Here is a 24,541-nt window from a genome sequence, read left to right as displayed (position 1 = left end):
AGATATCGTTCATGAGAGAAGCTGTCATTGTTGCGGGAGCAAGAACACCAATTGGAAAAGCAAAGAGGGGTTCATTAAAAACAGTTCGTCCTGACGATCTAGGGGCGTTAGTAGTAAAGGAAACGTTAAAGCGTGCGAATTATGAAGGACCAATCGATGATTTAATTTTCGGTTGTGCGATGCCAGAAGCAGAGCAAGGTTTAAATATGGCTCGTAATATCGGCGGATTAGCAGGACTTTCTTACGATGTTCCAGCTATTACAATTAACCGTTACTGTTCTTCAGGTTTACAAAGTATCGCTTACGGAGCAGAGCGCATTATGCTTGGTCACTCGGAAGCGGTATTATCAGGCGGAGCGGAATCAATGAGTTTAGTTCCAATGATGGGACACGTTGTTCGTCCAAATAGTCGCCTTGTAGAAGCAGCTCCAGAATATTATATGGGTATGGGACATACAGCAGAGCAAGTTGCTGTGAAATATGGAATTTCTCGTGAAGAGCAAGATGCATTTGCAGTAAGAAGTCATCAACGTGCTGCGAAAGCATTAGCTGCAGGAAACTTTGCTGATGAAACAGTGCCTGTAGATGTAACGTTACGTACTGTTGGATCAAATAACAAACTGCAAGAAGAAACAATCATTTTCGCACAAGACGAAGGTGTAAGAGCAGAAACAACGCTAGACATTTTAGGTAAATTACGTCCAGCATTTAACGTTCGCGGTTCTGTAACAGCTGGTAACTCTTCACAAATGAGTGATGGTGCAGCATCTGTATTATTAATGGACCGTGAAAAAGCAGTAAGCGATGGTATGAAGCCACTTGCGAAATTCCGTTCATTTGCAGTAGCGGGTGTACCACCAGAAGTAATGGGAATTGGCCCAATCGCAGCAATTCCGAAAGCATTAAAACTAGCTGGCTTAGAGCTATCTGATATCGGCCTATTCGAACTAAATGAAGCATTCGCTTCACAATCGATCCAAGTTATTCGTGAACTTGGTTTAGATGAAGAAAAAGTAAACGTAAACGGCGGTGCAATCGCACTTGGACATCCACTTGGCTGTACAGGAGCAAAACTAACACTATCTCTTATTCACGAAATGAAACGCCGCAACGAACAATTCGGTATCGTAACAATGTGTATCGGCGGCGGAATGGGAGCAGCGGGAGTGTTTGAATTACTATAAAAAAAGTGCAGGTGGCTTGCTCAGAACAGGAGGGCGTTGGAAGCCCTGACGAAGAGGGGCTTTTTGCCTCACAGGAAGGGGTGAAACGACCGACTGTTCTAGCCACTGGAACTGGATTATGAAAAAAAGTGGAAGCGGCTCGCTTAGAATGTGAGGGGGATGGCGCTTCAGACGTAGAGGCGTTCTTTGCCTCGCAGGAAGAAGTGAAGCCACCGAATATTCTAGCCGCTGGAACTGGATTAAAAAAAGTGGAAGCGGCTCGCTCAGAACGAGACGTCACCAATGCAAAGAATGGAAGCAACAAAGGTTTATAAAAAATAAACGGGAGAGCCAGCTTCTTTCAAAATGAGAGAAGCGGCTTATGAAAATATGAAGGAGGAAATTTTCATGGAAAAAACAGTAGGAAATGCGGTTAAAGGCGGTAGCTTTTTAGTAGATGAGATTACGATTGATCAAGTGTTTACGCCAGAAGATTTTTCATCTGAGCATAAAATGATTGCAAAAACGACAGAGGACTTTATCGTAAATGAAGTTCTTCCAGAGCTTGAATATTTAGAGCAACATGAGTTTGATCGCTCTGTTCGTCTTTTAAAAGAAGCTGGGGAACTTGGTTTATTAGGCGCTGACGTACCAGAAGAGTACGGCGGAATTGGTCTTGATAAAGTAAGCTCAGCGTTAATCGCAGAGAAATTCTCTCGCGCTGGTGGCTTTGCAATTACTCACGGTGCTCACGTAGGTATCGGATCGTTACCAATCGTATTATTCGGTAACGAAGAGCAAAAGAAAAAGTATTTACCATTACTTGCAACTGGTGAAAAATTAGCGGCATACGCATTAACAGAGCCAGGTTCAGGATCTGACGCATTAGGTGCAAAAACAACGGCGCGTTTAAATGCAGAAGGTACACATTACGTATTAAATGGTGAAAAACAGTGGATTACAAACTCTGCATTCGCTGACGTATTTATCGTATATGCAAAAATCGATGGAGAGCACTTCTCAGCATTTATCGTAGAGAAAGACTATGCTGGTGTATCTACAAGCCCAGAAGAAAAGAAAATGGGTATTAAATGTTCTTCAACTCGTACGTTAATTTTAGAAGATGCGTTAGTACCGAAAGAAAACTTACTTGGTGAAATCGGTAAAGGTCATATTATCGCATTCAACATTTTAAATATCGGTCGTTATAAATTAGGTGTTGGTACAGTTGGATCTGCGAAACGTGCAGTAGAAATTTCAGCACAATATGCAAACCAACGTCAACAGTTCAAACAACCAATCGCTCGCTTCCCATTAATTCAAGAGAAACTTGCGAATATGGCAGCGAAAACATATGCAGCTGAAAGCTCTGTATATCGTACAGTAGGCTTATTTGAAAGTCGCATGAGCACATTATCTGAAGAAGAAGTAAAAGACGGTAAAGCAGTAGCAGCTTCTATCGCTGAATATGCAATCGAGTGTTCTTTAAACAAAGTATTCGGTTCTGAAGTACTAGACTATACAGTAGATGAAGGTGTTCAAATTCACGGTGGTTACGGATTTATGGCAGAGTACGAGATTGAAAGAATGTACCGCGATTCTCGTATTAACCGTATTTTCGAAGGAACGAATGAAATTAACCGCCTAATCGTACCAGGTACGTTCTTACGTAAAGCGATGAAAGGTGAATTACCACTTCTTCAAAAAGCACAAAAATTACAAGAAGAGTTAATGATGATGATGCCAGAAGAAGTAGGCGATGAGCCATTAGCACTTCAAAAATATTTAGTAAATAACGCGAAGAAAATCGGCTTAATGGTAGCTGGATTAGCTGCTCAAAAATACGGTAAAGCATTAGATAAAGAACAAGAAATTCTTGTGAATATCGCTGACATCGTAAGCAACCTATACGCAATGGAGTCAGCTGTTCTTCGTACAGAAAAAGCAATTAAAACAACTGGTCTTGAAAAGAATAAACAAAAAGTGTTATACACTGAAGTATTCTGCCAAGAAGCATTTAACGAAATCGAAGCAGATGCGAAAGAAACACTTATCGCAGTTGAAAACGGCGACATGCTACGCATGATGTTATCATCATTACGTAAATTAACTCGTCACACACCACTTAACGTAATTCCGAAGAAACGTGAAATCGCAGCGAAAATTTTAGAAGATGAGCGTTACACAGTTTAATATCTTTAAAGAACAGTAGTCGTATAAACGACTACTGTTCTTTTTTTTGAAAAAAAAGAAATTTTTAGTGACATAAAACTAATGCCATTAGTATAATGAAACTAATAGTATTAGTTTTCGTGAAAAGGGAGATGGGAATATGAGAATGATGCATGAAAAAACGGTATATCAATTGTCATTTTTGCCAAGAGTGTTTCCTGTGAATTGTTACTTTATAGAAGAAGAAGAAGATGGTTTAACTTTAATTGATGCTGCTTTGCCATATAGCGCAAAAGGAATTTTACAGTCGGCTGAGAAAATAGGAAAACCAATTACGAATATTGTATTAACACATGCGCATGATGATCACATCGGTGCATTAGACGCATTAAAGGAAGTGCTTCCTCATGTTCCAGTCTATATTTCTAAGAGGGACGCAAAGCTGTTAGAAGGAGATACGACGTTACAAAAGGATGAACCGAATATACCGATAAAAGGCGGTGTACCCAAAAAAGTAAAAACGGTACCTGATGTTTTATTGGAAGATGGCGACCGAGTTGGATCGCTTCTTGCGATTATGACACCGGGACATACGCCAGGCTCCATGTCGTTTCTTGATGTACGAAATAAAGCTCTTATTGTTGGGGATGCATTCCAAACGAGAGGAGGTACGGCTGTTTCGGGACAAATGAAATTTTGGTTTCCGTTTCCAGCGATGGCAACGTGGAGTAAAGAAATATCATTACAAAGTGCAGAGAAGTTAAGAGAATATGAGCCGTCCTTGCTTGCGGCAGGGCATGGGAAAATGATAAACGATCCAGGGGCTGTCATAGAGCTTGCTATTAAGGAAGCGAAGCGGAATATAGAAAGTAGAAAAGAGGGGTAATTTATGTCACCGAGAATCGGACTTACATTACAGAAAATTGTAGAAACAGCAGCAGAAATTGCAGATGCAAATGGAATACAAGAAGTAACGTTAGCTTCACTAGCACAAACATTAGGGGTACGTTCCCCCTCGCTATACAATCATGTGAAAGGCTTACAAGATGTACGGAAACATCTTGGTATTTACGGAATCAAACAGCTGTATAACAGACTGGAAGAAGCGACCGAGGGTAAACGGATGGATGAAGCAATTCATGCTTTAGGAGAAGCGTATGTAACATTCGTACGTAAACATCCTGGACTGTATGAAGCAACTTTTTTACGAGATGAAGAAGTAAGAAGAGCAGGTGACGGCATTGTAAAGCTTTGTCTTCAAGTTTTACAACAGTACGGCTTAGAAGGAGAAAATGCACTTCATGCGACGCGTGGATTCAGAAGTATTTGTCATGGATTTGCATCGATTGAACAGCAGGGTGGATTTGGTTTGCCGTTAGATTTGGATATAAGTTTACATGTATTGTTGGAAACGTTTATTAAAGGATTACGTGAATAAGAAGCGAGACAAACAAAAACCTTAGAAGTGATTCTAAGGTTTTTAGTGCATATGATTTGAATAGAACGGTAGGCTTTTTCTCATTACATGATATTATTTTGCAGGTTTGAAAAATGTGCATATAGCTAAGGACAGGCAAACGAAAATAAATGCAATAGGATCTTGATATGGACTAGGCTCAGAGCCCTTCTGGATTTCTGTAAGGAAGTCGTGGGTTTTCATGTTCATTGCTCCTTTAACTATTAAGTTTTATATGATGCGAGGTTTATGGTGAATAGGAAGTGTTTTTTGAAATTTCATATAATAATTATTGCATAGCAATTCTATTCCTAAAACTATAAAATATAAAGTTTTTATAATATGTAAAATTGCATATTATTCTTTTTGTAAAATTTGTTATATTATCTTTATATTTAAATTAAAGGATTTTAATGATATAAATGAGAATAACTGGAGGGATACTGTGAGTAAAACAGTGTTAGAAGCGTATAGTGCGGAAAGAAAAATAGAGAATATAACATATAAAAATCTATTTGTAATGATAGCAATGATTATAGGGATTTCACTCCTAGGAGGATTATTCCTTGGTTTAGCCTTTGGGATTTATGGAGAAGAAGCATTAAGTACTAAATTAGAAGGATATTATTTGCTCTTATTCGATGCATCTGTTGTTGCTATCGTTTTATTAGCTTATAAACCGGTTCTTCATTTTATTAAATCTATTTGGGATTTATCCGTTTTGAAGAGTGGGAAGACATATTTATATCTATTAAGTGGTTTTATTATCATTGCAGTATCACAATATTTAATGTTACATGTATTTAGTTTTGAAAGTGCAGCAGAACAAAAGGAACAATTAGGGAGTTTAGGGCTTCAAAATAGCATACAAAGTATTATATATGTGTTAAGTGTTGCTATCATTACACCGGTTAAAGAAGAAATTCTATTTCGAGGTATTTTATATCGATTTTTAGAAAAGAGATATAATTTTTTAGTTAGTATCATGATTTCTTCCTTCGTTTTTGGAATTCTTCATGGAGGTCTTCTAATTACGGCAACGATTATGGGAATGGTATTTGCAATGTTATACAAAAAGACACAATCTATTATACCTAGTATTATTTTACATATTGTATGGAACTTACTTGTGAGTATAAGTATGATTGTATCTCTATAAAAATAAATACATAACCAGTATAAAAGATGAATGGCTTAGCTATTCATCTTTTATTTTGTATGCACGTGAAAAAGTTAATTTATGTATACAATCAAAAAATAGCTAAATACTAACAGTGAACGAATAAAGAAAGGTAGGAGTATTCTATGCAAAATTTAACAGAGCTTGAAGTAGAAAACTTACGTCATTTAATTGGTGGACATGCAACAATTATTAACAAGTTGGAGCAGTATGCACAGACGTGTACGGATCCACAACTGAAACAAATGCTACAAAAAGATGCGCAAGATGCACGAAATACGAAACAACAATTAATGACTTTCTTAGGATAGGAGGAAGCGAAAGATGAATGAAAAAGATATGGTAAATGATTATTTAGCAGGATTAAATGCAAGTTTAACAAGTTATGCAAATTATATCGCTCAGTCTGATAATGAACAGTTACACCAAACGTTAATTCAAATTCGTAATCAGGATGAGATGCGTCAACGTAATATGTATGAGTATGCAAAGCAAAAGAGTTATTACAAGCCAGCAGCACCTGCGAATCCGATGATTGTACAACAATTAAAAAGCCAATTAAGTGCGGAATAACAGAAAAAAGAAAACGAGCGAATCTATTCGCTCGTTTTCTTTTTGTATATGTCAATAAATACATAATAAATATTTTTCCAGTTGTAACAAATATGACGAAAATGGAATATAACAATTCACAAAAAGGACAAAACTTTGCTCAACATTTCACAAAGTATCCATGGTTTATATCGTGGGAATCTCTATAATTAGGAGTGTAAAGAACAAAAGAAATAGATTATATGATCAATTAGGAGAGATTGCTATGAAACGAAATACAAGAAAAATTGCAATTATCGGTACTGGATTAGTTGGATCAAGTTGTGCATATTCCATTGTGAATCAAGGCATTTGCGAAGAGCTATTATTAATTGATATAAATCATGAACGTGCAGTTGGGGAAGCGATGGATTTATCACACTGCATTAACTTTACAAATACAAGAACAAAAGTATATGCAGGAAGCTATGAAGACTGCAAAGATATGGATATTGTTATTATTACAGCAGGACCAGCACCAAAGCCAGGGCAAAGTCGCTTAGATACTTTAGGAGCGAGTGCGAAGATTATGGAAAGTGTTGTTGGTGGCGTAATGGAAAGTGGATTTGACGGTATTTTCTTACTTGCATCGAACCCAGTTGATATTATTACATATCAAGTGTGGAAATTATCTGGATTACCTAGAAATCGTGTAATCGGTACTGGTACTTCACTAGATTCTTCTCGCTTACGAACAATTTTATCTGAAATGTTACATGTAGATCCTCGTAGTATTCACGGGTATTCATTAGGGGAACATGGTGATTCTCAAATGGTTGCTTGGTCACACGTAACTGTTGGTGGAAAACCAATTCTGCAGATTTTAGAAGAGAAAAAAGATCAATTTGGTGAAATAGATTTAGATGAAATCGTTGAGAAGACTGCGAAAGCTGGATGGGAAATTTATAAACGTAAAGGAACTACTTATTACGGAATCGGAAATTCTCTAGCATATATTGCAAACTCAATCTTTAACGATGATCATCGTGTCATTGCTGTATCAGCTATTTTAGATGGTGAGTATGGTGAATATGATATTTGTACAGGAGTACCAGCTATTATTACTAGAGATGGTATAAGAGAAATTGTAGAACTAAATTTAACAGAGGATGAAGAATCTCGATTCGCAAAATCAAATGACATTTTACGTGATTATATGAAAACAATTGGCTACTAACTTATAGGAGAAGGTGAAACAAATGAAGGAATATATAATGTCTCGTGTATTTAAAGCATCAGCTGGAATCGCACAAGGTATTTTCGTATCCCTTGGAATTGGTTTACTAATCGAAAATATAGGAAGAATTGTTGATATTCCGTTGCTTATTACAATCGGAGTTGTTGCAAAATCACTTATGGCACCAGCCATTGGTGCCGGAATTGCTTTTATGCTCGGTGCAAATGGCCTTGTAATCTTCTCGGCTATGGTAGCTGGAGCGATTGGTGCCGGATCCATTTCAATTACTGAAGCAGGTCTAATTATTAAAACAGGTGAGCCAATCGGAGCATTATTAACAGCGACTTTAGCTGTATATATTGGTAAACGTTTAAGCGGAAAAACTGCGTTAGATATGATGCTCGTTCCATTTGCCGCAATATTAGGTTCTGGTTTAGTCGGTATTTGGTTATCTCATAATATTACTCCCGTTTTAAATACAGTTGGAGCATTCATTAAAGATAGCTCAGCTGGTAGCCCGTTCATCGCTTCTATCGTTATTGCGGTAGTTTGGGGACTATTACTTATCTCCCCAGCTTCATCAGCTGCGTTAGCGATTGCACTTAGCTTAGACGGTGTTGCAGGTGGTGCTGCTCTTGCAGGCTGCGTTGCTCAGTTTATCGGATTCTCTGTTATCTCAGCGAAAGAAAATAATTTAGGGGGCATATTAGCTCAAGCACTTTGTACTCCGAAAGTACAGTTGCCAAATATCACTAAAAACCCAATGATTCTCGTCCCAACTGTTGTCGCCAGTGCGATAGTTGGTCCAGTATCTGCATTAATTTTCCAACTGGAAGCGGGAAAAGAAATTGCAGGTCTTGGATTAAGTTCCCTTATCGCACCAATTAATTTAATTTCCAGCGAAGGATGGGAAGTTGTCCCAGCGATGGTAATCACTTATATCGTCATTCCAGTAGCTGTTTCTTATATACTTTACATTGCTCTTAAAAAAGCAGGTCGTATTCACTCTGGTGATATGACTGTACCGCAATCTTAAATTGAAAATCTCCTTTTATATAGAGAAAAGCAGACTGAGAAGCCACAGTCTGCTTTTTACATTTTTTGATTTTGTTTTACTGGAACACGTACTGTTTCTTTTGCTAATAAAAGTTGGACGCCGAAGTAAAGTATGCTTGCAAGAATCATTCCAGAAATGGCGTCTACAAATGCATGTTGCTTCGTAAATAGCGTTGATAAAATAATAAGCGTACCGAAGAAGGTAAGGATGTAATATTCAAAAGCATGTTGTTCTCTACGTTTAAAGGCAGCTAGCATAATGACAAATGTAGTCAGAACGTGAATGCTTGGGAAACAATTTACTGGTTGATCGATACTATAAATATAGCGGACTAGTTCGGAAAACACGTCTGATCCAACAACGGTTGGACGTGGTACAGTTGTCTGCCAAAAATAATAAATGGAAAAACAAGCAAGTTTTCCAAGAATGATACTACTTAAAGTGACATAATATTGCTTTCGATCTGCAAAGCAGTAATAAATAAGTGCGCCGTATAAGTAAGGAAACCAAAGTAAGTAAGGAATAATAAATGCTTTCACAAATGGAATCCAATCATCTACTACAGTTGTGACATCTACTGCGTGTACAGTCGATTTATTTAATACATCGTAAAGGGGACTTACGAGTACGAGTAGAAGTATATAACTTAACGGAAGAAAAGATGAAAGTTTAAATTTCTTCATGATAATCTCCTATGTTTAGTAATGTAAGTAAATTCAATTGATTATAATATAGAAACGCAATTTGGGCTATCGATTTTACTTACATTTTCTTGAATGAACCTTACGTTTTTGTCACTTGACTGAAAAGAAGGGGAGGGTGCTAAATGAAGCGTTTATCGTGTTTATTAGTTTTTATATTGATATGCCTAGTTGGTGCTGGGTGTGCAAAGGATAAAGAAGGAGAGAAATTAGAATATAACGGAAGAGCACTCGTAATTGGAGTTGTTGGAGAAAAACCAAAGGATACGTTTAGGAATATAAAATTTGAGGAAATGAAGTTAGAGGAACTGGAAAAGAAATCTAAGGAAGTAGATGGTTTTCTCATAATGAAAAATCACTTTCAAGAAGCCTCAACTGAGCAGTATAAAAGTGTATTTTCATCGCTAAAGAAACCAGTGTTTTTTATCGGTTTGCAAGATAAATCATATTCAACGTTTACTACAAAAGGGATAGAGTATAACAGTGCACGAAAAGATGTAAATGCTATGTATACGCAAGGCTTTGCAAATATAGGAAGTGGTGAAGGACAACAATGGGCAGTTGGTTTATCGAATGGTGGAAATACTGAAGAAAGTATTCATAATATGTATATCATCGTATTTCAAACAATTGCAGATTATTTGAGTCGATGAAGAAGGAGCCTGTAAACAAGACTTCTCCTTTATTTCACATGCAGGAATCGGTTACATAGTGGGTTCAAATGATACCATTGTTTATGAGGTTACTATTCGGAATTATGGACTACTGTCAATACAATATGCAAATATGCATATTGTATTTATTTGGATTTTATATATGTTAAAATTAAATATAAGGATTTTTATATATGATGAACTGAAATTAGAAATATTCAATGAAATTTGAGAGGTGTTACATGTTTAAAAACAAGAAATTAATTCGATTTGGTCTAACATTACTTGTATGTTTATTTGTAATTGATTTTACAATTAGTTATTTTCAAACATATCTTGAATCAGCGGCAGGTATTAAATGGGTAGTCTCAGAAACTTGGAGAACTATTTTGTTAGATGCCCCTGAAAGTATACTGGTTATTTTAGGCGCAATTGCTTTATATGATTTCACAAAAGAAACATCGCCAAAAGACGCATCCATTTAAATGCGTCTTTTTTCTTTGCAGTAATTTCTTCAACATCATGGAATACTCTCATTATTACGGCCAAAATCGTTAGTTCCTTTTATCTGTACGCCTTTGTCATTTAAGGTGTTTCTAGGTTTTGTGACTATAGGATGAAATGCTTAAATAAACGTTTGTTTAAGATATATGTTCGGTAGGAAGAAATCGATGCAGCTCAAGGGTTAACAAGGGAAAATGGGGAATTAATCAAACGTTTGTTTAAGATATATGTTCGGTAGGAAGAAATCGATGTAGCTCAAGGGTTAATGAAGGAAAATGGGGAATTAATCAAACGTTTGTTTAAGATATATGTTCGGCGAGTGATAAGAGAAGAATCAAAAAAAATTATATATTTATTTTTTCTTAACAAATGGCGGAAAAATAAGAAAAATTTGCAGGATTATTAAAAATTATCACGAAATAAGTAAAAGTTTAGCGAATAATCGTTTGAAATAATAAAACGTTTTCTATATGATAAAGGTAAAGGTTAGTAAAAAAGTAGGTGAATTTATGACAGTAACATTTTATTCATATCCAAAGTGTGGCACATGTCAAAAAGCAAAGAAATGGTTTGAGGCAAACGATGTAGCATATGAGATGATTCATATTGTTGAAAATCCACCATCAAAAGAAGATTTACGTAATTTACATGAAAAAAGTGAATTACCATTAAAAAAATTCTTTAATACAAGTGGAATGCGTTACCGTGAACTTGGTCTGAAAGATAAGCTAAAAGATGCAAGTGAAGACGAAATGTACGAGCTTTTAGCATCTGATGGCATGTTGATTAAACGTCCAATTGTAACAGATGGAACGAAGGTAACACTTGGTTTTAACGAAGAGCAGTTTGAAAGTGTGTGGAAAAAGTACCAATAAGGTATTTTTACATAATTAATACATTCACTGGAGGTACAGTCATGAGCATTCCAAATAATTTACGTTACTCTGAAGAACACGAATGGGTAAAAACTGAAGGTAATGAAGTTGTTATCGGTATTACTCACTTTGCACAAAGTGAGCTAGGCGATATCGTATTCGTTGAACTTCCAGAAGTAGGTGCAACAATCGAAGCTGACGAGCCATTCGGAAGCGTAGAATCTGTTAAAACAGTTTCTGAATTATACGCACCTGTAAGCGGTAAAGTTGTAGCAGTAAACGAAGAATTAAGTGACCAACCAGAACTTGTTAACGAATCTCCATACGAGGGTGCATGGATGGTTAAAGTTGAACTTTCTGATGCAAGCCAAGTTGAGAAGTTATTAACTGCTGAAAAATATGCAGAAATGACAAACCAAGACTAATTATAGTCGACTGAAGGACAGCCTTTGTGCTGTCCTTTTTTATTTTGTGTTACATAATACATTTAAAATCGAGTGTAAATGAATAAGCTATTATAGGAATGAATGTTTTTCGGTAAGGTTTTATGGAACTTTACAACCTGAAAGAGCCGCTTGCGCTTTTCATTGTCCAGCTCCAGCGGCTAGATTGTTCGGTGGCTTCGCTTCTTCCTGCAAGGCAAAAAGCGCCTTTACGTCAGAAGCTCCATCCCCCTCGCAATCTGAACGAGCCGCTTGCGCTTTTCTTTTGCAAAAATAAACAGGAAACAACATGAAAATAACGAATATACTATATACTAAGTTAAAGGTTGTATAGTATATGGTGATCGGGTGATGACATATGGTTTATGTAGAAAAAGTCATTATTGTAGAAGGTACATCAGATAGAAGAAAGATTGAATCTATTATTCGGGAACCGGTGGAAATTGTTTGTACAAATGGTACAATTGGTTTGTCGAAAATGGATGAGCTCGTTGATCAGTTTTTTGATAAGGAAGTGTATGTACTAGTGGATGCTGATGATGCTGGAGAAAAGTTAAGGAAACAATTTCGAAAAGAATTCCCGCAAGCAGAGCATATTTATATTGATCGCTCGTACCGAGAAGTGGCAACTGCGCCATCTTCACACTTAGCAAATGTATTATGGGGAGCTGACATTGACGTTTATACAGAATATTTACGGTAAGGAATGATAGAAGTGATTGACTGGACAGGAGCCGAAGCTACAGCCCTAATAGAGAATGAAGAAAAAACAGTGTTATATGTATATACTCCAATGTGTGGAACATGCCAATTAGCAAAAAAGATGTTAACTGTCGTTGAGATGACAATTGAAGATTTGAAAATTGGAATGTTAGATTTAAATTATGCTCCGCATTTCGCGAAAGAGTATGGGATCGAAAGTGTACCTTGTTTACTTGTTTTTGAAAATGGGACACTGATGAAGAAGATATACGCATTTCATTCGGTTGAATATTTATATACGGAATTAAAGTAGGCGGCAAAGTTTTTGCCGCCTCGACATATTTCTCGGGAAATATGTCGAGATGCAGGGTGGTTACAGTATTTGTCGAGCGAAAATAACAGGATTGCTCTTTAGTGAGAGGGAATGGTATGTGTAATAGAAAGTGATATGAAGGATGTGATTTAGAGTGAAATTATATTCTTTGCTGCAATCATTTGTAAATTACGCTAATGGTCAATATCATTTAGAACCGCTTTTAAGACAAGGAGAAAAAACTGTTAATTTCCGCTTTGGAGATGAAAGTTGTTCGTTACAAATTTCAAGAGATTATATAGAGCTGCTACATGAGGAAAGAGGAACGGAGCAAATCGTTTGTGTTGGTGAAGAAGATGTAAAACAATTGGTGAACGGCAATGTACGATTGCAAATGTTAATGAATGATGGACGTGTACAATATTCAGGAACGTATCGAACCATGCTATTAGTTGAATCGATGTTTCATATATGTAAACCGATGTCAGTAGGTGCTTAAAATTCTGAAGTTTCATTTTTTGCGAAAATTTCTGTTGACATGGTGTGTGGATATTGATACAATTCAATTCATAAAATATAGACAATTTCATAAATTACAAATCAGACGAAAATGTAATCTGATTTCTCTTATCAAGAGAGGTGGAGGGACTGTGCCCTGTGAAGCCCGGCAACCGTCAACTTATGTTGAAATGGTGCCAATTCCTGCAAAGCAAATGCTTTGAGAGATGAGAGAGAGGGATAATGTTGTTATATACGCACATAAACCTTTCTGCTTCTCTAAAGCGGAAAGGTTTTTTTGTTGTTTGAATGTGGAGGACATTCAAATAATAAAAGTAGTGATAATGGTGGACTACACGCATTAAACATAAAAAATTGCGGAGTCGATCTAAACAAAAAGGGGTGAACATCATGATCTTATTAGAAAATGTAAAGAAAATATATAAAGCAAAAAGCGGTGATGTCACTGCTGTAGATAATGCCAATTTAAAAATAGATAAAGGTGAAATATTTGGTGTTATCGGATATAGTGGCGCTGGAAAAAGTTCTTTAATTCGATTATTCAATCAGTTGGAGAAACCAACTTCAGGCCAAATTACAATTGCAAATCGCGTGATTTCAGCGATTACAGGAAGCGAACTTCGTAAGGCAAGGCAAGAAATCGGAATGATTTTTCAACACTTCAACTTACTTTGGTCACGAACTGTACGTGAAAATATTGAGTTCCCACTTGAAATTGCAGGTGTTGATAAGGTGAAGAGAAGAAAACGCGTGGATGAGTTAATTCATCTTGTTGGATTAGAAGGAAGAGGAGACGCGTACCCATCTCAGCTGAGCGGAGGACAAAAGCAACGTGTTGGTATTGCGAGAGCGTTAGCTAACAATCCGCAAGTACTTTTATGTGATGAAGCAACGTCAGCTCTTGATCCAGAAACGACAGATCAAATTTTAGATCTATTATTAGATATTAATAAACGTCTCGGTTTAACGATTGTGCTCATTACACATGAGATGCACGTAATTCGAAAGATTTGTAATCGTGTTGCAGTAATGGAAAAAGGGAAGATTGTAGAAACAGGTCCAGTACTTGATGTGTTCCGTAATCCGCAGCAAGACATTACGAAACGATTTGTACAGCAGTTAACGGATTCTGAAGATACAAATGAAACGATTGAAAGTTTAATTGAAAAATATCCAGATGGAAAAGTAGTTCGTTTGCAGTTTATCGGTGAAGCGGTAGAAAGACCAGTACTTCAAAGATTAATGCAACGCAGTGATATAGAAGTTAGCATTTTGCAAGGAAATATCGCACAAACGAATAACGGCTCTTACGGTAGTTTAGTTGTTCATTTAAATGGTGAGGAAACAGCGATTCAGCAAGCAATAGAGGGAATACATCAAGATCAAGTAGAGCTGGAGGTGATTGCACATGGATAAGTTATTCACAAATGTTGATTGGAATCAAATGTTAGAAGCAACTGGTGAAACGTTATATATGACGGCAATCGCCGCTCTTGCCACATTTGTTTTAGGACTCATTTTAGGATTGTTACTCTTTATGACAGCGAAAGATAATTTATGGGAAAACAAAGCGGTTAACACAGCGATTGGAGCGTTCGTAAACATTTTTCGCTCGATACCGTTCATTATTTTAATCATTTTATTAATTCCATTCACAAAGATTTTGCTTGGAACAATTCTTGGAGCGAGTGCAGCACTTCCAGCTTTAATTATTGGAGCGGCACCGTTTTACGCAAGAATGGTTGAAATTGCACTTCGCGAAATTGATAAAGGTGTAATTGAAGCTTCAAAAGCGATGGGAGCAAAAACAAGCACAATTATTTTGAAAGTGTTAATTCCAGAATCGTTACCAGCGTTAGTATCTGGTATTACGGTTACGACAATTGCTTTAGTGGGCTATACAGCAATGGCGGGAGTTGTTGGTGCTGGTGGTCTTGGAACACTTGCTTATTTAGAAGGATTCCAACGAGGAAATAACGACGTAACAATCGTTGCGACAATTTGTGTATTACTAGTTGTATTTTTCATTCAGTGGATTGGTGATCGTGTAACGACTCGAATAGATAAACGATAATAAAAAACGGGAGGATGTTTCAAATGAAAAAATTATTACTTACAGCACTGATTTCAACTTCAATTTTGGGGTTAGCTGCTTGTGGCGGGAAAGATAAAGATGAAAAGAAATTAGTTGTGGGGGCTTCTAACGTGCCGCATGCGGTTATTTTAGAAAAGGCTAAACCTTTATTAGAGAAAAAAGGAATTGAGTTAGAAGTGAAAAAATTCCAAGACTACGTATTACCAAATAAATCGTTAGCAGATAAGGATTTAGATGCAAACTACTTCCAGCACATTCCGTATTTAGAAAAAGAAATGAAAGATAAAAAATATGATTTTGAAGTAGCAGGGAAAATTCATTTAGAACCGATTGGTGTATATTCTCAAAAATATAAGAGCTTAAAAGAACTTCCAGACGGAGCGACAATTATTATGAGTAATTCAGTTGCTGACCATGGACGTGGTCTAGCAATTTTACAAAAAGAAGGTATTTTAAAAATTAAAGACGGAGTAGATCCGGTTAAAGCAACTCCAAAAGATATTGCGGATAACCCAAAAAACTTGAAATTCAAAACAGATATTGAGCCTGGTTTATTGCCACAAGTGTATAACAATAAAGAAGGCGACGCGGTTCTAATTAACTCGAACTATGCAATTGATGCGAAGTTAAACCCAGAAAAAGATGCAATTGCAATTGAAAGTAATGATTCACCATACGCAAACGTAGTAGCTGTTCGTAAAGGTGATAAAGATAAGAAAGAGATTAAAGCTCTTGTAGAAGTATTACATTCTAAAGAAATTGAAGACTTCATTAATAAAGAATATAAAGGGGCAGTTGTTCCTGTAAAAGAATAATTGCTGTAAAAGGGCTGGTGTATGCCAGCCTTTTTTATAACTACATAATTATACGGGAGAAGGGGACACCATATGAAAAAGATTCTATTGTCAGTTGTTACAGCGCTGTCTGTATTTACATTAGCTGCTTGCGGAGGAAAAGAGGAGAATAAGCTTGTTGTGGGAGCTTCTAACGTACCGCACGCTGTTATTTTGGAAAAGGCACAGCCGATATTAGAGAAAAAGGGTATTAAATTAGAAATTAAAAAATTCCAAGATTATGTGCTACCGAATAAAGCGTTAGCGGATAAGGAAATTGATGCAAACTACTTCCAGCACATTCCTTACTTAGATAAAGAAATTCAAGAAAAAGGATATAAAATTGTAAACGCAGGAAAAATTCATTTAGAGCCAATGGGCATTTATTCTAAGAAATATAAAAGCTTAAAAGATTTACCAGATGGCGGGACAGTGATTATGAGTAATAACGTAGCGGAGCGTGGCCGTATGCTAGCGCTGTTACAAAAAGGCGGCGTTATTAAATTAAAAGATGGAGTAGATGTTGTGAAAGCAACAGTAAAAGATGTTGTAGAAAATCCGAAAAACTTAAAGTTTAAAACAGATGTAGAGCCGGGTCTTTCACCGAAGTTATATGAAAATAATGAAGGTGATGCATTATTTATTAATTCAAACTATGCAATTGATGCAAAATTAAATCCAACAAAGGATGCGATTGCGATTGAAGGATCAGACTCTCCGTATGCAAATATTATTGCAGTTCGTAAAGGTGACGAGAAGAAAAAAGAAATTAAGGAGCTAGTAGAAGTACTGCATTCAAAAGAAATTCAAGATTTTATTAATAAAGAATATAAAGGTGCTGTACTTCCGGTAAGTGAATAAATATAAGGAAAGGGCTGGAATTTTACCAGTCCTTTTTTCTTTATATAAATAAGAAGAAAGGTGTATCATATAAGGATGCAAGTGAAATACTTATATACATTTGTGAAAAAATTGTTACTTTTTTTCATCGTTTGCGATATCATTTTATTTGATATAAAATTAGAATGAGAATAAAATGAGAATATGAACGTTTTAGGAATTTTTAAAATGTATATATAGGATTAATGGAGGTATTGAGATGGCTGGTTCTACATTAACGGTTAAAGACTTACACGTATCAATTGATGGCAAAGAAATTTTAAAAGGTGTAAACCTTGAAGTAAAAGGTGGAGAAATCCACGCAATTATGGGACCTAACGGAACAGGTAAATCAACTTTATCTTCTGCAATTATGGGTCACCCAAAATATGAAGTAACAGAAGGTAGCATCATCATCGACGGTGAAGATGTATTAGAAATGGAAGTAGACGAGCGCGCACAAGCAGGTCTATTCCTAGCAATGCAATATCCAAGTGAAATTAGCGGAGTAACAAACGCTGACTTCTTACGTTCTGCAATTAACGCACGTCGTGAAGAAGGCGATGAAATTTCTCTTATGAAATTTATCCGTACATTAGATAAAAACATGGAATTCCTAGAAATGGATCCAGAAATGGCACAACGTTACTTAAACGAAGGTTTCTCTGGTGGAGAGAAAAAACGTAACGAAATTCTTCAATTAATGATGATTGAGCCAAAAATCGCAATCTTAGACGAAATCGACTCAGGTCTTGATATCGATGCATTAAAAGTTGTATCTAAAGGTATTAACGAAATGCGCGGCGAAGACTTCGGTTGCCTAATGATTACGCATTACCAACGTTTATTAAACTACATCACTCCAGACTTCGTTCACGTTATGATGAACGGTCGTATCGTTAAATCTGGTGGCCCTGAGCTTGCACAACGTCTAGAAGCTGAAGGTTACGACTGGATTAAAAAAGAATTAGGTATTGAAGACGAAACAACAGAGCAAGAAGCGTAAGAGAGGAGCATAAACATGACAATCGGTACATTACCTTTCGATCAAGAAACAATCCGTCAACGCGCAAGCGAAGTAAACGAAGCAGCTTGGTTGACTGAGTTCCGCTTACAAGCTCTTGCACAAGCAACTGAACTTCCAATGCCAACTCCTGATAAAACGAAAATTGACAAATGGGACTTTATCGGAAAAGGCGACGCTGCTAAGCAAGAGCCTGTAAGTTCTTTAACAGAGCTTCCAGAAGCAGTGAAAAATTTAATCGATGAAAATAACAGCGTATTAGTGCAACGTACTGGTACAACTGCATTTGTTTCTTTAGCAGACGAAGCAAAAGAAAAAGGTGTTATTTTTACAGACATCGTAACAGCTGCAACTGAGCATGCTGAACTAGTACAAAAGTACTTAATGAAAGACGGCGTGAAGGTAGACGAGCATCGTCTAACTGCACTTCATGCTGCATTAATCAACGGCGGTGCATTTGTATATGTTCCGAAAAACGTTGTTCTTGAAACTCCACTTCAAGCTGTATTCTTAGTAGACGGCGAAGAAGCTAACGTATATAACCACGTATTATTCGTAGCTGATGCGAACAGTACTGCAACTTATGTAGAGAACTACGTTGCAAATGAAAATGCTAAAGGTATTGCAAATATCGTAGCAGAAGTAATCGTGGAACAAGGCGCACAAGTGAAATTCGGTGCGGTTGATCTATTAGCAAAAGACGTAACAACTTACGTTAACCGCCGCGGTATTGTTGGACGCGACGGCCGCGTTGATTGGGCTCTAGGCCTTATGAATGACGGAAACACAATTTCAGAGAACGTTACAAACTTAATGGGCGACGGTTCATATGCTGATACGAAAACAGTAACAATTGGCCGTGGTAACCAAACACAAAACTTTACAACTAAAGTTGTTCACTTCGGTAAACACTCTGAAGGTTGGATTTTAAAACACGGTGTACAAAAAGATAGTGCAACATCTATCTTTAACGGAATTGGTAAGATTGAACACGGTGCATCTAAATCAAATGCACAACAATCTTCTCGCGTTCTTATGTTAGATGAGAAAGCACGCGGTGATGCAAACCCAATTCTTTTAATCGACGAAGATGATGTAATGGCAGGTCACGCAGCTTCAGTAGGTCGCGTAGATCCAACTCAACTATACTACTTAATGAGCCGTGGTATTCCAAAACGCGAAGCAGAACGTTTAGTCATCCATGGATTCTTAGCACCTGTAGTTAATGAGCTTCCAATTGAAGGAGTAAAGGCACAGCTTGTTGAGGTAATTGAAAGGAAAGTTCGCTAATGAATATTCATGAAATACGCAAACAGTTTCCAATTCTTGATCAAAAAGTGAACGGCAAACAACTTGTTTATTTCGATAGTGCAGCAACTTCTCAAAAACCAATTCAAGTCATTGAAACGTTAGAACGTTACTATAAAGAATATAACTCTAACGTGCATCGCGGTGTTCATACGCTCGGTACGAAAGCTACCGACGCGTATGAAGGTGCACGCGAGAAAGTTCGCAAGTTTATTAATGCGAAATCGATGGAAGAGATTATTTTCACGCGCGGAACGACAACTGCATTAAATACAGTAGCGGCTAGCTATGGTCTTGAAAATGTAAAAGAAGGCGATGAAATCGTTATTTCTTACATGGAGCACCATAGTAACATCATTCCGTGGCAGCAAGTTGCGAAGAAAACTGGCGCAACTTTAAAATATCTTCCGCTTCAACCAGATGGGACAATTTCAATAGAAGATGCTCGTCAAACAATTACACCGAATACAAAAATCGTTTCTATCATGTATGTTTCTAACGTACTTGGAACGATTAACCCTGTAAAAGAAATCGGAGCAATCGCACATGAGAATGGCGCAATTATGGTCGTTGACGGTGCACAAAGTACACCTCATATGAAAGTGGATGTACAAGATTTAAACTGTGATTTCTACGCATTATCTGCTCATAAGATGTGCGGACCTACAGGTATCGGCGTATTATATGGTAAGAAAGAATTGCTAAACAATATGGAGCCAATTGAATTTGGCGGTGAAATGATTGATTTCGTAGATTTACAAGAATCTACTTGGAAAGAGCTTCCGTGGAAGTTCGAAGCAGGTACGCCGATTATCGGTAATGCAATCGGACTTGGTGCGGCAATTGATTTCTTAGAAGAAATCGGTCTTCATAATATTGAAAAGCATGAGCATGAATTAGCGCAATACGCTTTAGAAAGACTATCAGAAGTAGATGGCGTTACAATTTATGGTCCAAAGCATCGCGCTGGTCTTGTTACATTTAATATTGAAGACGTACATCCTCACGATGTAGCGACAGTATTAGATGTAGAAGGCATTGCAGTTCGCGCAGGACACCACTGTGCACAACCGCTTATGAAGTGGCTGAAAGCTTCTTCAACAGCACGTGCGAGCTTCTATTTATATAATACAAAAGAAGAAATTGATACATTTGTTGAATCGCTAATCAAGACAAAGGAGTATTTCACAAATGTCATTTAATAATTTAGATACGTTATATCGTCAAGTTATTATGGATCATTACAAAAATCCTCGTAACCATGGCGTGCTAGAAGATAGTGTTACAGTGAACTTGAACAATCCAACTTGCGGCGATCGTATTCAACTTACGATGAAAGTAGAAGAAGGTATTGTGCAAGAAGCGAAGTTTGAAGGAGAAGGATGTTCTATCTCAATGTCTTCAGCTTCAATGATGACACAAGCAGTAAAAGGTAAGAAAATTGAAGAGGCACTTCAGCTTTCTAAAATTTTCTCTGACATGATGCTAGGAAAAGAGTACGATGACAGCATCGATTTAGGAGATATTGAAGCATTACAAGGCGTATGCAAGTTCCCTGCACGTATTAAATGTGCAACATTAGCGTGGAAAGCGTTAGAAAAGGGCTTAAACGAAGATAAGTAATGTTAAAGGTTCCTAAAAACGAGGTTATCTAAGGAGGGACACACCAACATGGCGAAGCAACTGCCAGATATCGGCGATTATAAATATGGTTTCAAAGACAAAGACGTTTCGATTTTCCGTGCTGGACGCGGTTTAACAAAAGAGATCGTTGAAGAGATTTCACGTATGAAAGAAGAACCACAGTGGATGTTAGACTTCCGTTTAAAATCACTGGATAAGTTCTATGAAATGCCAATGCCACAATGGGGCGGCGACTTAAACGACTTAGATTTCGATGAAATTACGTACTACGTAAAACCATCTGAGAAATCTGAGAAGTCTTGGGATGAAGTACCTGATGAAATTAAAGCGACATTTGATAAATTAGGTATTCCAGAAGCTGAGCAAAAATATTTAGCTGGTGTATCTGCACAGTACGAATCTGAAGTTGTATACCACAACATGAAAGAAGACCTAGAAGCTCTAGGAATCGTCTTCAAAGATACAGATAGCGCATTAAAAGAGAACGAAGATATTTTCCGTGAGCATTTCGGAAAAGTAATTCCACCAACAGATAACAAATTCTCTGCATTAAACTCTGCAGTTTGGTCTGGTGGATCATTCATCTACGTTCCAAAAGGTGTTAAAGTTGATACACCACTTCAAGCGTATTTCCGTATTAACTCTGAAAATATGGGACAATTCGAGCGTACGCTTATCATCGTAGACGAAGGCGCACACGTACACTACGTAGAAGGTTGTACAGCACCTGTTTACACGACTAACTCACTTCACAGTGCGGTAGTAGAAATCATCATTAAGAAAGATGCATATTGCCGTTATACAACAATCCAAAACTGGGCGAACAACGTATACAACCTAGTTACAAAACGTGCGGTTTGTGAAGAAAACGCAACGATGGAATGGATTGACGGTAACATCGGATCTAAATTAACGATGAAATACCCAGCAGTTATCTTAAAAGGCGAAGGCGCTCGTGGTTTAACATTATCTATCGCGATTGCTGGTAAAGGCCAACACCAAGATGCTGGTGCAAAAATGATTCACTTAGCACCAAACACGTCTTCAACAATCGTTTCTAAATCGATTGCGAAGCATGGTGGTAAAGTAACTTACCGTGGTATCGTACACTTCGGACCAAAAGCGAAAAACTCTCGCTCTAACATCGAGTGTGACACGTTAATCATGGATAACCAATCTACATCTGATACAATTCCTTACAACGAAATCAAAAACGATTACGTTTCACTTGAGCACGAAGCGAAAGTATCAAAAGTATCAGAAGAACAATTATTCTACCTAATGAGCCGTGGTATTTCTGAGCAAGAAGCTACAGAAATGATCGTAATGGGCTTCATCGAGCCATTCACTCGCGAACTTCCAATGGAATACGCAGTTGAGATGAACCGCCTAATCAAGTTTGAGATGGAAGGTTCTATCGGTTAATATATGTATGAAGAAAGCGCCCTGCTGTGCAGGGCGCTTTTTTATTGTGTGAGCTTGGCTTGGGGTGGGGTTAGCCGAGATACCCAGGTGGGTTTCTGGCTAAATATATCAGCGATTTTTCAAATATATCGACGATAACTCCTAATATATCAGCGATTATTTCAATATATCGGCGATTCGACAAGGGATATCGACTTATCAACAAATTACGACAGGAAGAACAGGTCGTATACCCCGAACCTAAATCGCATCCACCTTATCCACAGATTTAACACGGTCCCAAATATACTTCATCCCAACAAAAGAACCGTACCCAATTAAAGCTCCTAGCATATTGAGTATGATGTCATCAATATCGAAAACACCAGTAAAGGTAAGGAGTTGTAACGATTCAATTAATAAAATGAACTTAATAAAAATTTTGGATGCCATTTTTACATTGTTAATTTGTTTAAATAATAAAGGTAGCAGGAATCCGAATGGGATAAATATGATGACGTTTCCTAATGTATTCATAAGTACGATGTCTATATTATAAGGATCTAGTAAATGAGTAGGATCGAATCCACTTAAATAGCGGATTGTACTTTTGAAAGGAACTAAGTTTATTAACCCACCGTGTATAGCATGCCAGTCACCTGTTTCAAAGAAGTACTTCAGATTACCAAAGTAAAAAGCTGACCTCCCGAGCAATAGTTTAAATAACAAAACAAACGAATACGGTAAAAACAATCCCCAGCCAATCCACTGTACATATTTTTGCGTAGAAGATTGCATCGCTTTTTCAATTTCAGTTCCTAAAGTAGAGGCTTCTCCAAAGTTTTGAATGGCTAATGCAGTAGCTTCTTTTTCAGATTTTCCTTGATCGAGAAATTCTTGTTTTAAGCTTGTAAGATGATCGTAAATTTCGAAGTATAGTTCGTCTTTATCAGATTGGGATAGGTTTGTTTTTTGAATGATACTCTTTATGTATTTTTCAATCGTCATTAATTTAAAGCTCCTTTCTGACAAGTTTTAATAAGAGCTGTAACTGAATCCCACGCTGTTAGTTTTTCTTCTAAAATTTTCTTTCCGTTCGTAGTAATGCGATAAAATTTTCGTTTCATACCCGTTTCAGATTCGCCCCAGTAGGAATTGATTAAATCTTTTTGCTCCAGACGTTTGAGTGCTGGATAGAGTGTACCTTGGCTCATTGTGTATAAATCATTGCTGTTTTCTTTTAGCTTTTGAATAATTTCATATCCGTACGTATCATGCTGTTTAATGATGGAGAGAAGTAAAATATCAATACTTCCTTTTAATATCTCTTTATCCATTTTATGGTTCACCACCTTATAATGAGATTGTAACACGACATATGTCGTGTTACAAGGTATATGTGCATGAGTATACCCCTGCTAGTATATATTGAAATATATCAGCGATTTTTCAAATATATCGATCACAACTCGGAATATATCGGCGATTATTTCAATATATCGACGATTCGACAAGGAATATCGATTTATCAACAAATTACGACATAGCAGAGCGGGCGTATACCCCTCAATATTTAGATGATATGCATGAAGTGGCCGAATGGAAGTAGTTGAGGCTAAGATACTGACAAACCCCACAAGGAACCCACTAAACTCCTCGTAAAACAATCAACAAACTTTCTGATAAATCCCCCCCGTTCTACCAACGAATCCAACAACTAAAAAAAGAAAGTTTCTCATATGAAAAAGGGCAATCTTTTGCTTTTTCTCACAATGCGAGTACAATGTAAAATAGCAAGAAAAGACGAAAAGTATTTACAGGATTATTGCGTACGCATAGCGTAAATGG

The 24,541-nt window shown here is 37.1% G+C and carries 29 protein-coding genes and 1 riboswitch; of the genes, 26 read left to right on the top strand and 3 right to left on the bottom strand.

The genetic code is table 11. The annotated features are described in order from the left end of the window. The first annotated feature begins 11 nt into the window (after nt 1-11). The 10 genes from ACTFRS_RS21110 (at nt 12) to ACTFRS_RS21065 (ending at nt 8,775) form a co-directional block, all read left to right on the top strand. The gene (locus tag ACTFRS_RS21110) at nt 12-1,184 is read left to right on the top strand and encodes an acetyl-CoA C-acetyltransferase (RefSeq protein WP_044791031.1); all 1,173 of its coding nucleotides are present in this window, start codon (nt 12-14) and stop codon (nt 1,182-1,184) included. 128 nt (nt 1,185-1,312) lie between these two features. Then, entirely contained in the window at nt 1,313-1,498 is a 186-nt protein-coding gene (locus ACTFRS_RS21105; protein WP_440025082.1) for a hypothetical protein, read from the top strand. A gap of 73 nt (nt 1,499-1,571) precedes the next feature. Beyond that, nucleotides 1,572-3,356, top strand: coding sequence for an acyl-CoA dehydrogenase family protein (locus tag ACTFRS_RS21100; protein ID WP_000416278.1), 1,785 nt, complete (start codon nt 1,572-1,574; stop codon nt 3,354-3,356). A 139-nt stretch (nt 3,357-3,495) separates the two neighbouring features. Further along, on the top strand, nt 3,496-4,221 hold the full coding sequence (locus ACTFRS_RS21095) for an MBL fold metallo-hydrolase (protein WP_440025084.1): 726 nt from the start codon (nt 3,496-3,498) through the stop codon (nt 4,219-4,221). A gap of 3 nt (nt 4,222-4,224) precedes the next feature. Further along, on the top strand, nt 4,225-4,773 hold the full coding sequence (locus ACTFRS_RS21090) for a TetR/AcrR family transcriptional regulator (protein WP_139868241.1): 549 nt from the start codon (nt 4,225-4,227) through the stop codon (nt 4,771-4,773). 463 nt (nt 4,774-5,236) lie between these two features. Further along, nucleotides 5,237-5,950 carry a CPBP family intramembrane glutamic endopeptidase gene (locus ACTFRS_RS21085; RefSeq protein WP_139868239.1) on the top strand — a complete coding sequence of 238 codons (714 nt, stop codon included), beginning with the start codon at nt 5,237-5,239 and terminating at the stop codon, nt 5,948-5,950. A 146-nt stretch (nt 5,951-6,096) separates the two neighbouring features. Next, nucleotides 6,097-6,282 carry a hypothetical protein gene (locus ACTFRS_RS21080; RefSeq protein WP_001180555.1) on the top strand — a complete coding sequence of 62 codons (186 nt, stop codon included), beginning with the start codon at nt 6,097-6,099 and terminating at the stop codon, nt 6,280-6,282. A gap of 13 nt (nt 6,283-6,295) precedes the next feature. Beyond that, nucleotides 6,296-6,544 (top strand): spore coat protein, encoded by a 249-nt coding sequence (locus ACTFRS_RS21075; protein WP_001002987.1) that lies wholly within the window; start codon nt 6,296-6,298, stop codon nt 6,542-6,544. A 244-nt stretch (nt 6,545-6,788) separates the two neighbouring features. Then, complete coding sequence (locus ACTFRS_RS21070) at nt 6,789-7,739, top strand: L-lactate dehydrogenase (protein ID WP_406846487.1); 951 nt, start codon at nt 6,789-6,791, stop codon at nt 7,737-7,739. A gap of 22 nt (nt 7,740-7,761) precedes the next feature. After that, nucleotides 7,762-8,775 carry a PTS transporter subunit IIC gene (locus tag ACTFRS_RS21065; protein ID WP_000666177.1) on the top strand — a complete coding sequence of 338 codons (1,014 nt, stop codon included), beginning with the start codon at nt 7,762-7,764 and terminating at the stop codon, nt 8,773-8,775. 56 nt (nt 8,776-8,831) lie between these two features. Here the strand turns inward: ACTFRS_RS21065 and ACTFRS_RS21060 are convergent, their stop codons facing one another. Continuing rightward, the gene (locus tag ACTFRS_RS21060; RefSeq protein ID WP_440025087.1) at nt 8,832-9,479 is read right to left on the bottom strand and encodes a phosphatase PAP2 family protein; all 648 of its coding nucleotides are present in this window, start codon (nt 9,477-9,479) and stop codon (nt 8,832-8,834) included. A 143-nt stretch (nt 9,480-9,622) separates the two neighbouring features. Here ACTFRS_RS21060 and ACTFRS_RS21055 point away from each other — a divergent pair, with 143 nt between their 5' ends. The 16 genes from ACTFRS_RS21055 (at nt 9,623) to sufB (ending at nt 22,714) form a co-directional block, all read left to right on the top strand. Beyond that, on the top strand, nt 9,623-10,150 hold the full coding sequence (locus ACTFRS_RS21055) for a hypothetical protein (protein WP_440025089.1): 528 nt from the start codon (nt 9,623-9,625) through the stop codon (nt 10,148-10,150). A 242-nt stretch (nt 10,151-10,392) separates the two neighbouring features. Next, entirely contained in the window at nt 10,393-10,635 is a 243-nt protein-coding gene (locus ACTFRS_RS21050; protein WP_063260502.1) for a DUF3937 family protein, read from the top strand. Between the two features lie 528 nt (nt 10,636-11,163). After that, nucleotides 11,164-11,529, top strand: coding sequence for an arsenate reductase family protein (locus ACTFRS_RS21045; RefSeq protein ID WP_000218967.1), 366 nt, complete (start codon nt 11,164-11,166; stop codon nt 11,527-11,529). A gap of 41 nt (nt 11,530-11,570) precedes the next feature. Next, entirely contained in the window at nt 11,571-11,954 is a 384-nt protein-coding gene (gene gcvH / locus ACTFRS_RS21040) for a glycine cleavage system protein GcvH (RefSeq protein ID WP_000026900.1), read from the top strand. Between the two features lie 376 nt (nt 11,955-12,330). After that, nucleotides 12,331-12,675, top strand: a complete 345-nt coding sequence (locus ACTFRS_RS21035; RefSeq protein WP_000263237.1) for a toprim domain-containing protein — start codon at nt 12,331-12,333, stop codon at nt 12,673-12,675. A 3-nt stretch (nt 12,676-12,678) separates the two neighbouring features. Next, nucleotides 12,679-12,987, top strand: coding sequence for a thioredoxin family protein (locus ACTFRS_RS21030; protein WP_001998544.1), 309 nt, complete (start codon nt 12,679-12,681; stop codon nt 12,985-12,987). A gap of 154 nt (nt 12,988-13,141) precedes the next feature. Continuing rightward, a complete protein-coding gene (locus ACTFRS_RS21025; RefSeq protein WP_000781219.1) occupies nt 13,142-13,486 on the top strand; it encodes a hypothetical protein in 345 nt (114 codons plus the stop codon). Nucleotides 13,487-13,611: 125 nt separating this feature from the next. After that, nucleotides 13,612-13,719, top strand: a riboswitch (SAM riboswitch). Between the two features lie 177 nt (nt 13,720-13,896). Further along, nucleotides 13,897-14,922 (top strand): methionine ABC transporter ATP-binding protein, encoded by a 1,026-nt coding sequence (locus ACTFRS_RS21020; protein WP_431085336.1) that lies wholly within the window; start codon nt 13,897-13,899, stop codon nt 14,920-14,922. Further along, nucleotides 14,915-15,580, top strand: coding sequence for a methionine ABC transporter permease (locus ACTFRS_RS21015; RefSeq protein ID WP_016718833.1), 666 nt, complete (start codon nt 14,915-14,917; stop codon nt 15,578-15,580). Before ACTFRS_RS21020 ends, ACTFRS_RS21015 begins: the two co-directional genes overlap by 8 nt. A gap of 23 nt (nt 15,581-15,603) precedes the next feature. Next, nucleotides 15,604-16,416 (top strand): methionine ABC transporter substrate-binding lipoprotein MetQ, encoded by an 813-nt coding sequence (metQ, locus tag ACTFRS_RS21010; protein WP_016718832.1) that lies wholly within the window; start codon nt 15,604-15,606, stop codon nt 16,414-16,416. Between the two features lie 72 nt (nt 16,417-16,488). Further along, the gene (gene metQ, locus ACTFRS_RS21005; RefSeq protein ID WP_000722401.1) at nt 16,489-17,295 is read left to right on the top strand and encodes a methionine ABC transporter substrate-binding lipoprotein MetQ; all 807 of its coding nucleotides are present in this window, start codon (nt 16,489-16,491) and stop codon (nt 17,293-17,295) included. Between the two features lie 238 nt (nt 17,296-17,533). Further along, entirely contained in the window at nt 17,534-18,319 is a 786-nt protein-coding gene (gene sufC / locus ACTFRS_RS21000) for a Fe-S cluster assembly ATPase SufC (protein WP_061129185.1), read from the top strand. Between the two features lie 15 nt (nt 18,320-18,334). Then, entirely contained in the window at nt 18,335-19,627 is a 1,293-nt protein-coding gene (gene sufD / locus ACTFRS_RS20995) for a Fe-S cluster assembly protein SufD (protein WP_000152165.1), read from the top strand. Continuing rightward, entirely contained in the window at nt 19,627-20,847 is a 1,221-nt protein-coding gene (sufS, locus tag ACTFRS_RS20990) for a cysteine desulfurase SufS (protein WP_001020763.1), read from the top strand. Before sufD ends, sufS begins: the two co-directional genes overlap by 1 nt. Beyond that, complete coding sequence (gene sufU, locus ACTFRS_RS20985; RefSeq protein ID WP_000009523.1) at nt 20,837-21,268, top strand: Fe-S cluster assembly sulfur transfer protein SufU; 432 nt, start codon at nt 20,837-20,839, stop codon at nt 21,266-21,268. Before sufS ends, sufU begins: the two co-directional genes overlap by 11 nt. Before the next feature lie 48 nt (nt 21,269-21,316). Further along, nucleotides 21,317-22,714: a Fe-S cluster assembly protein SufB gene (sufB, locus tag ACTFRS_RS20980; RefSeq protein WP_001118827.1), complete on the top strand. Its 1,398-nt coding sequence runs from the start codon at nt 21,317-21,319 to the stop codon at nt 22,712-22,714. A 240-nt stretch (nt 22,715-22,954) separates the two neighbouring features. Here sufB and ACTFRS_RS20975 read toward each other — a convergent pair whose 3' ends face one another. After that, entirely contained in the window at nt 22,955-23,701 is a 747-nt protein-coding gene (locus ACTFRS_RS20975) for a VanZ family protein (RefSeq protein ID WP_440025093.1), read from the bottom strand. Next, on the bottom strand, nt 23,701-24,030 hold the full coding sequence (locus ACTFRS_RS20970; protein ID WP_000356633.1) for a PadR family transcriptional regulator: 330 nt from the start codon (nt 24,028-24,030) through the stop codon (nt 23,701-23,703). The genes ACTFRS_RS20975 and ACTFRS_RS20970 overlap by 1 nt, the downstream gene beginning before the upstream one ends. Nucleotides 24,031-24,541: the final 511 nt, after the last annotated feature.

It is taken from the genome of Bacillus cereus group sp. MYBK139-1 (assembly GCF_051916915.1).
Taxonomy (GTDB): domain Bacteria; phylum Bacillota; class Bacilli; order Bacillales; family Bacillaceae_G; genus Bacillus_A; species Bacillus_A pacificus.
Note: the sequence above shows the minus strand (reverse complement) of the source record. Positions and strands in the feature narration are given on the sequence as shown.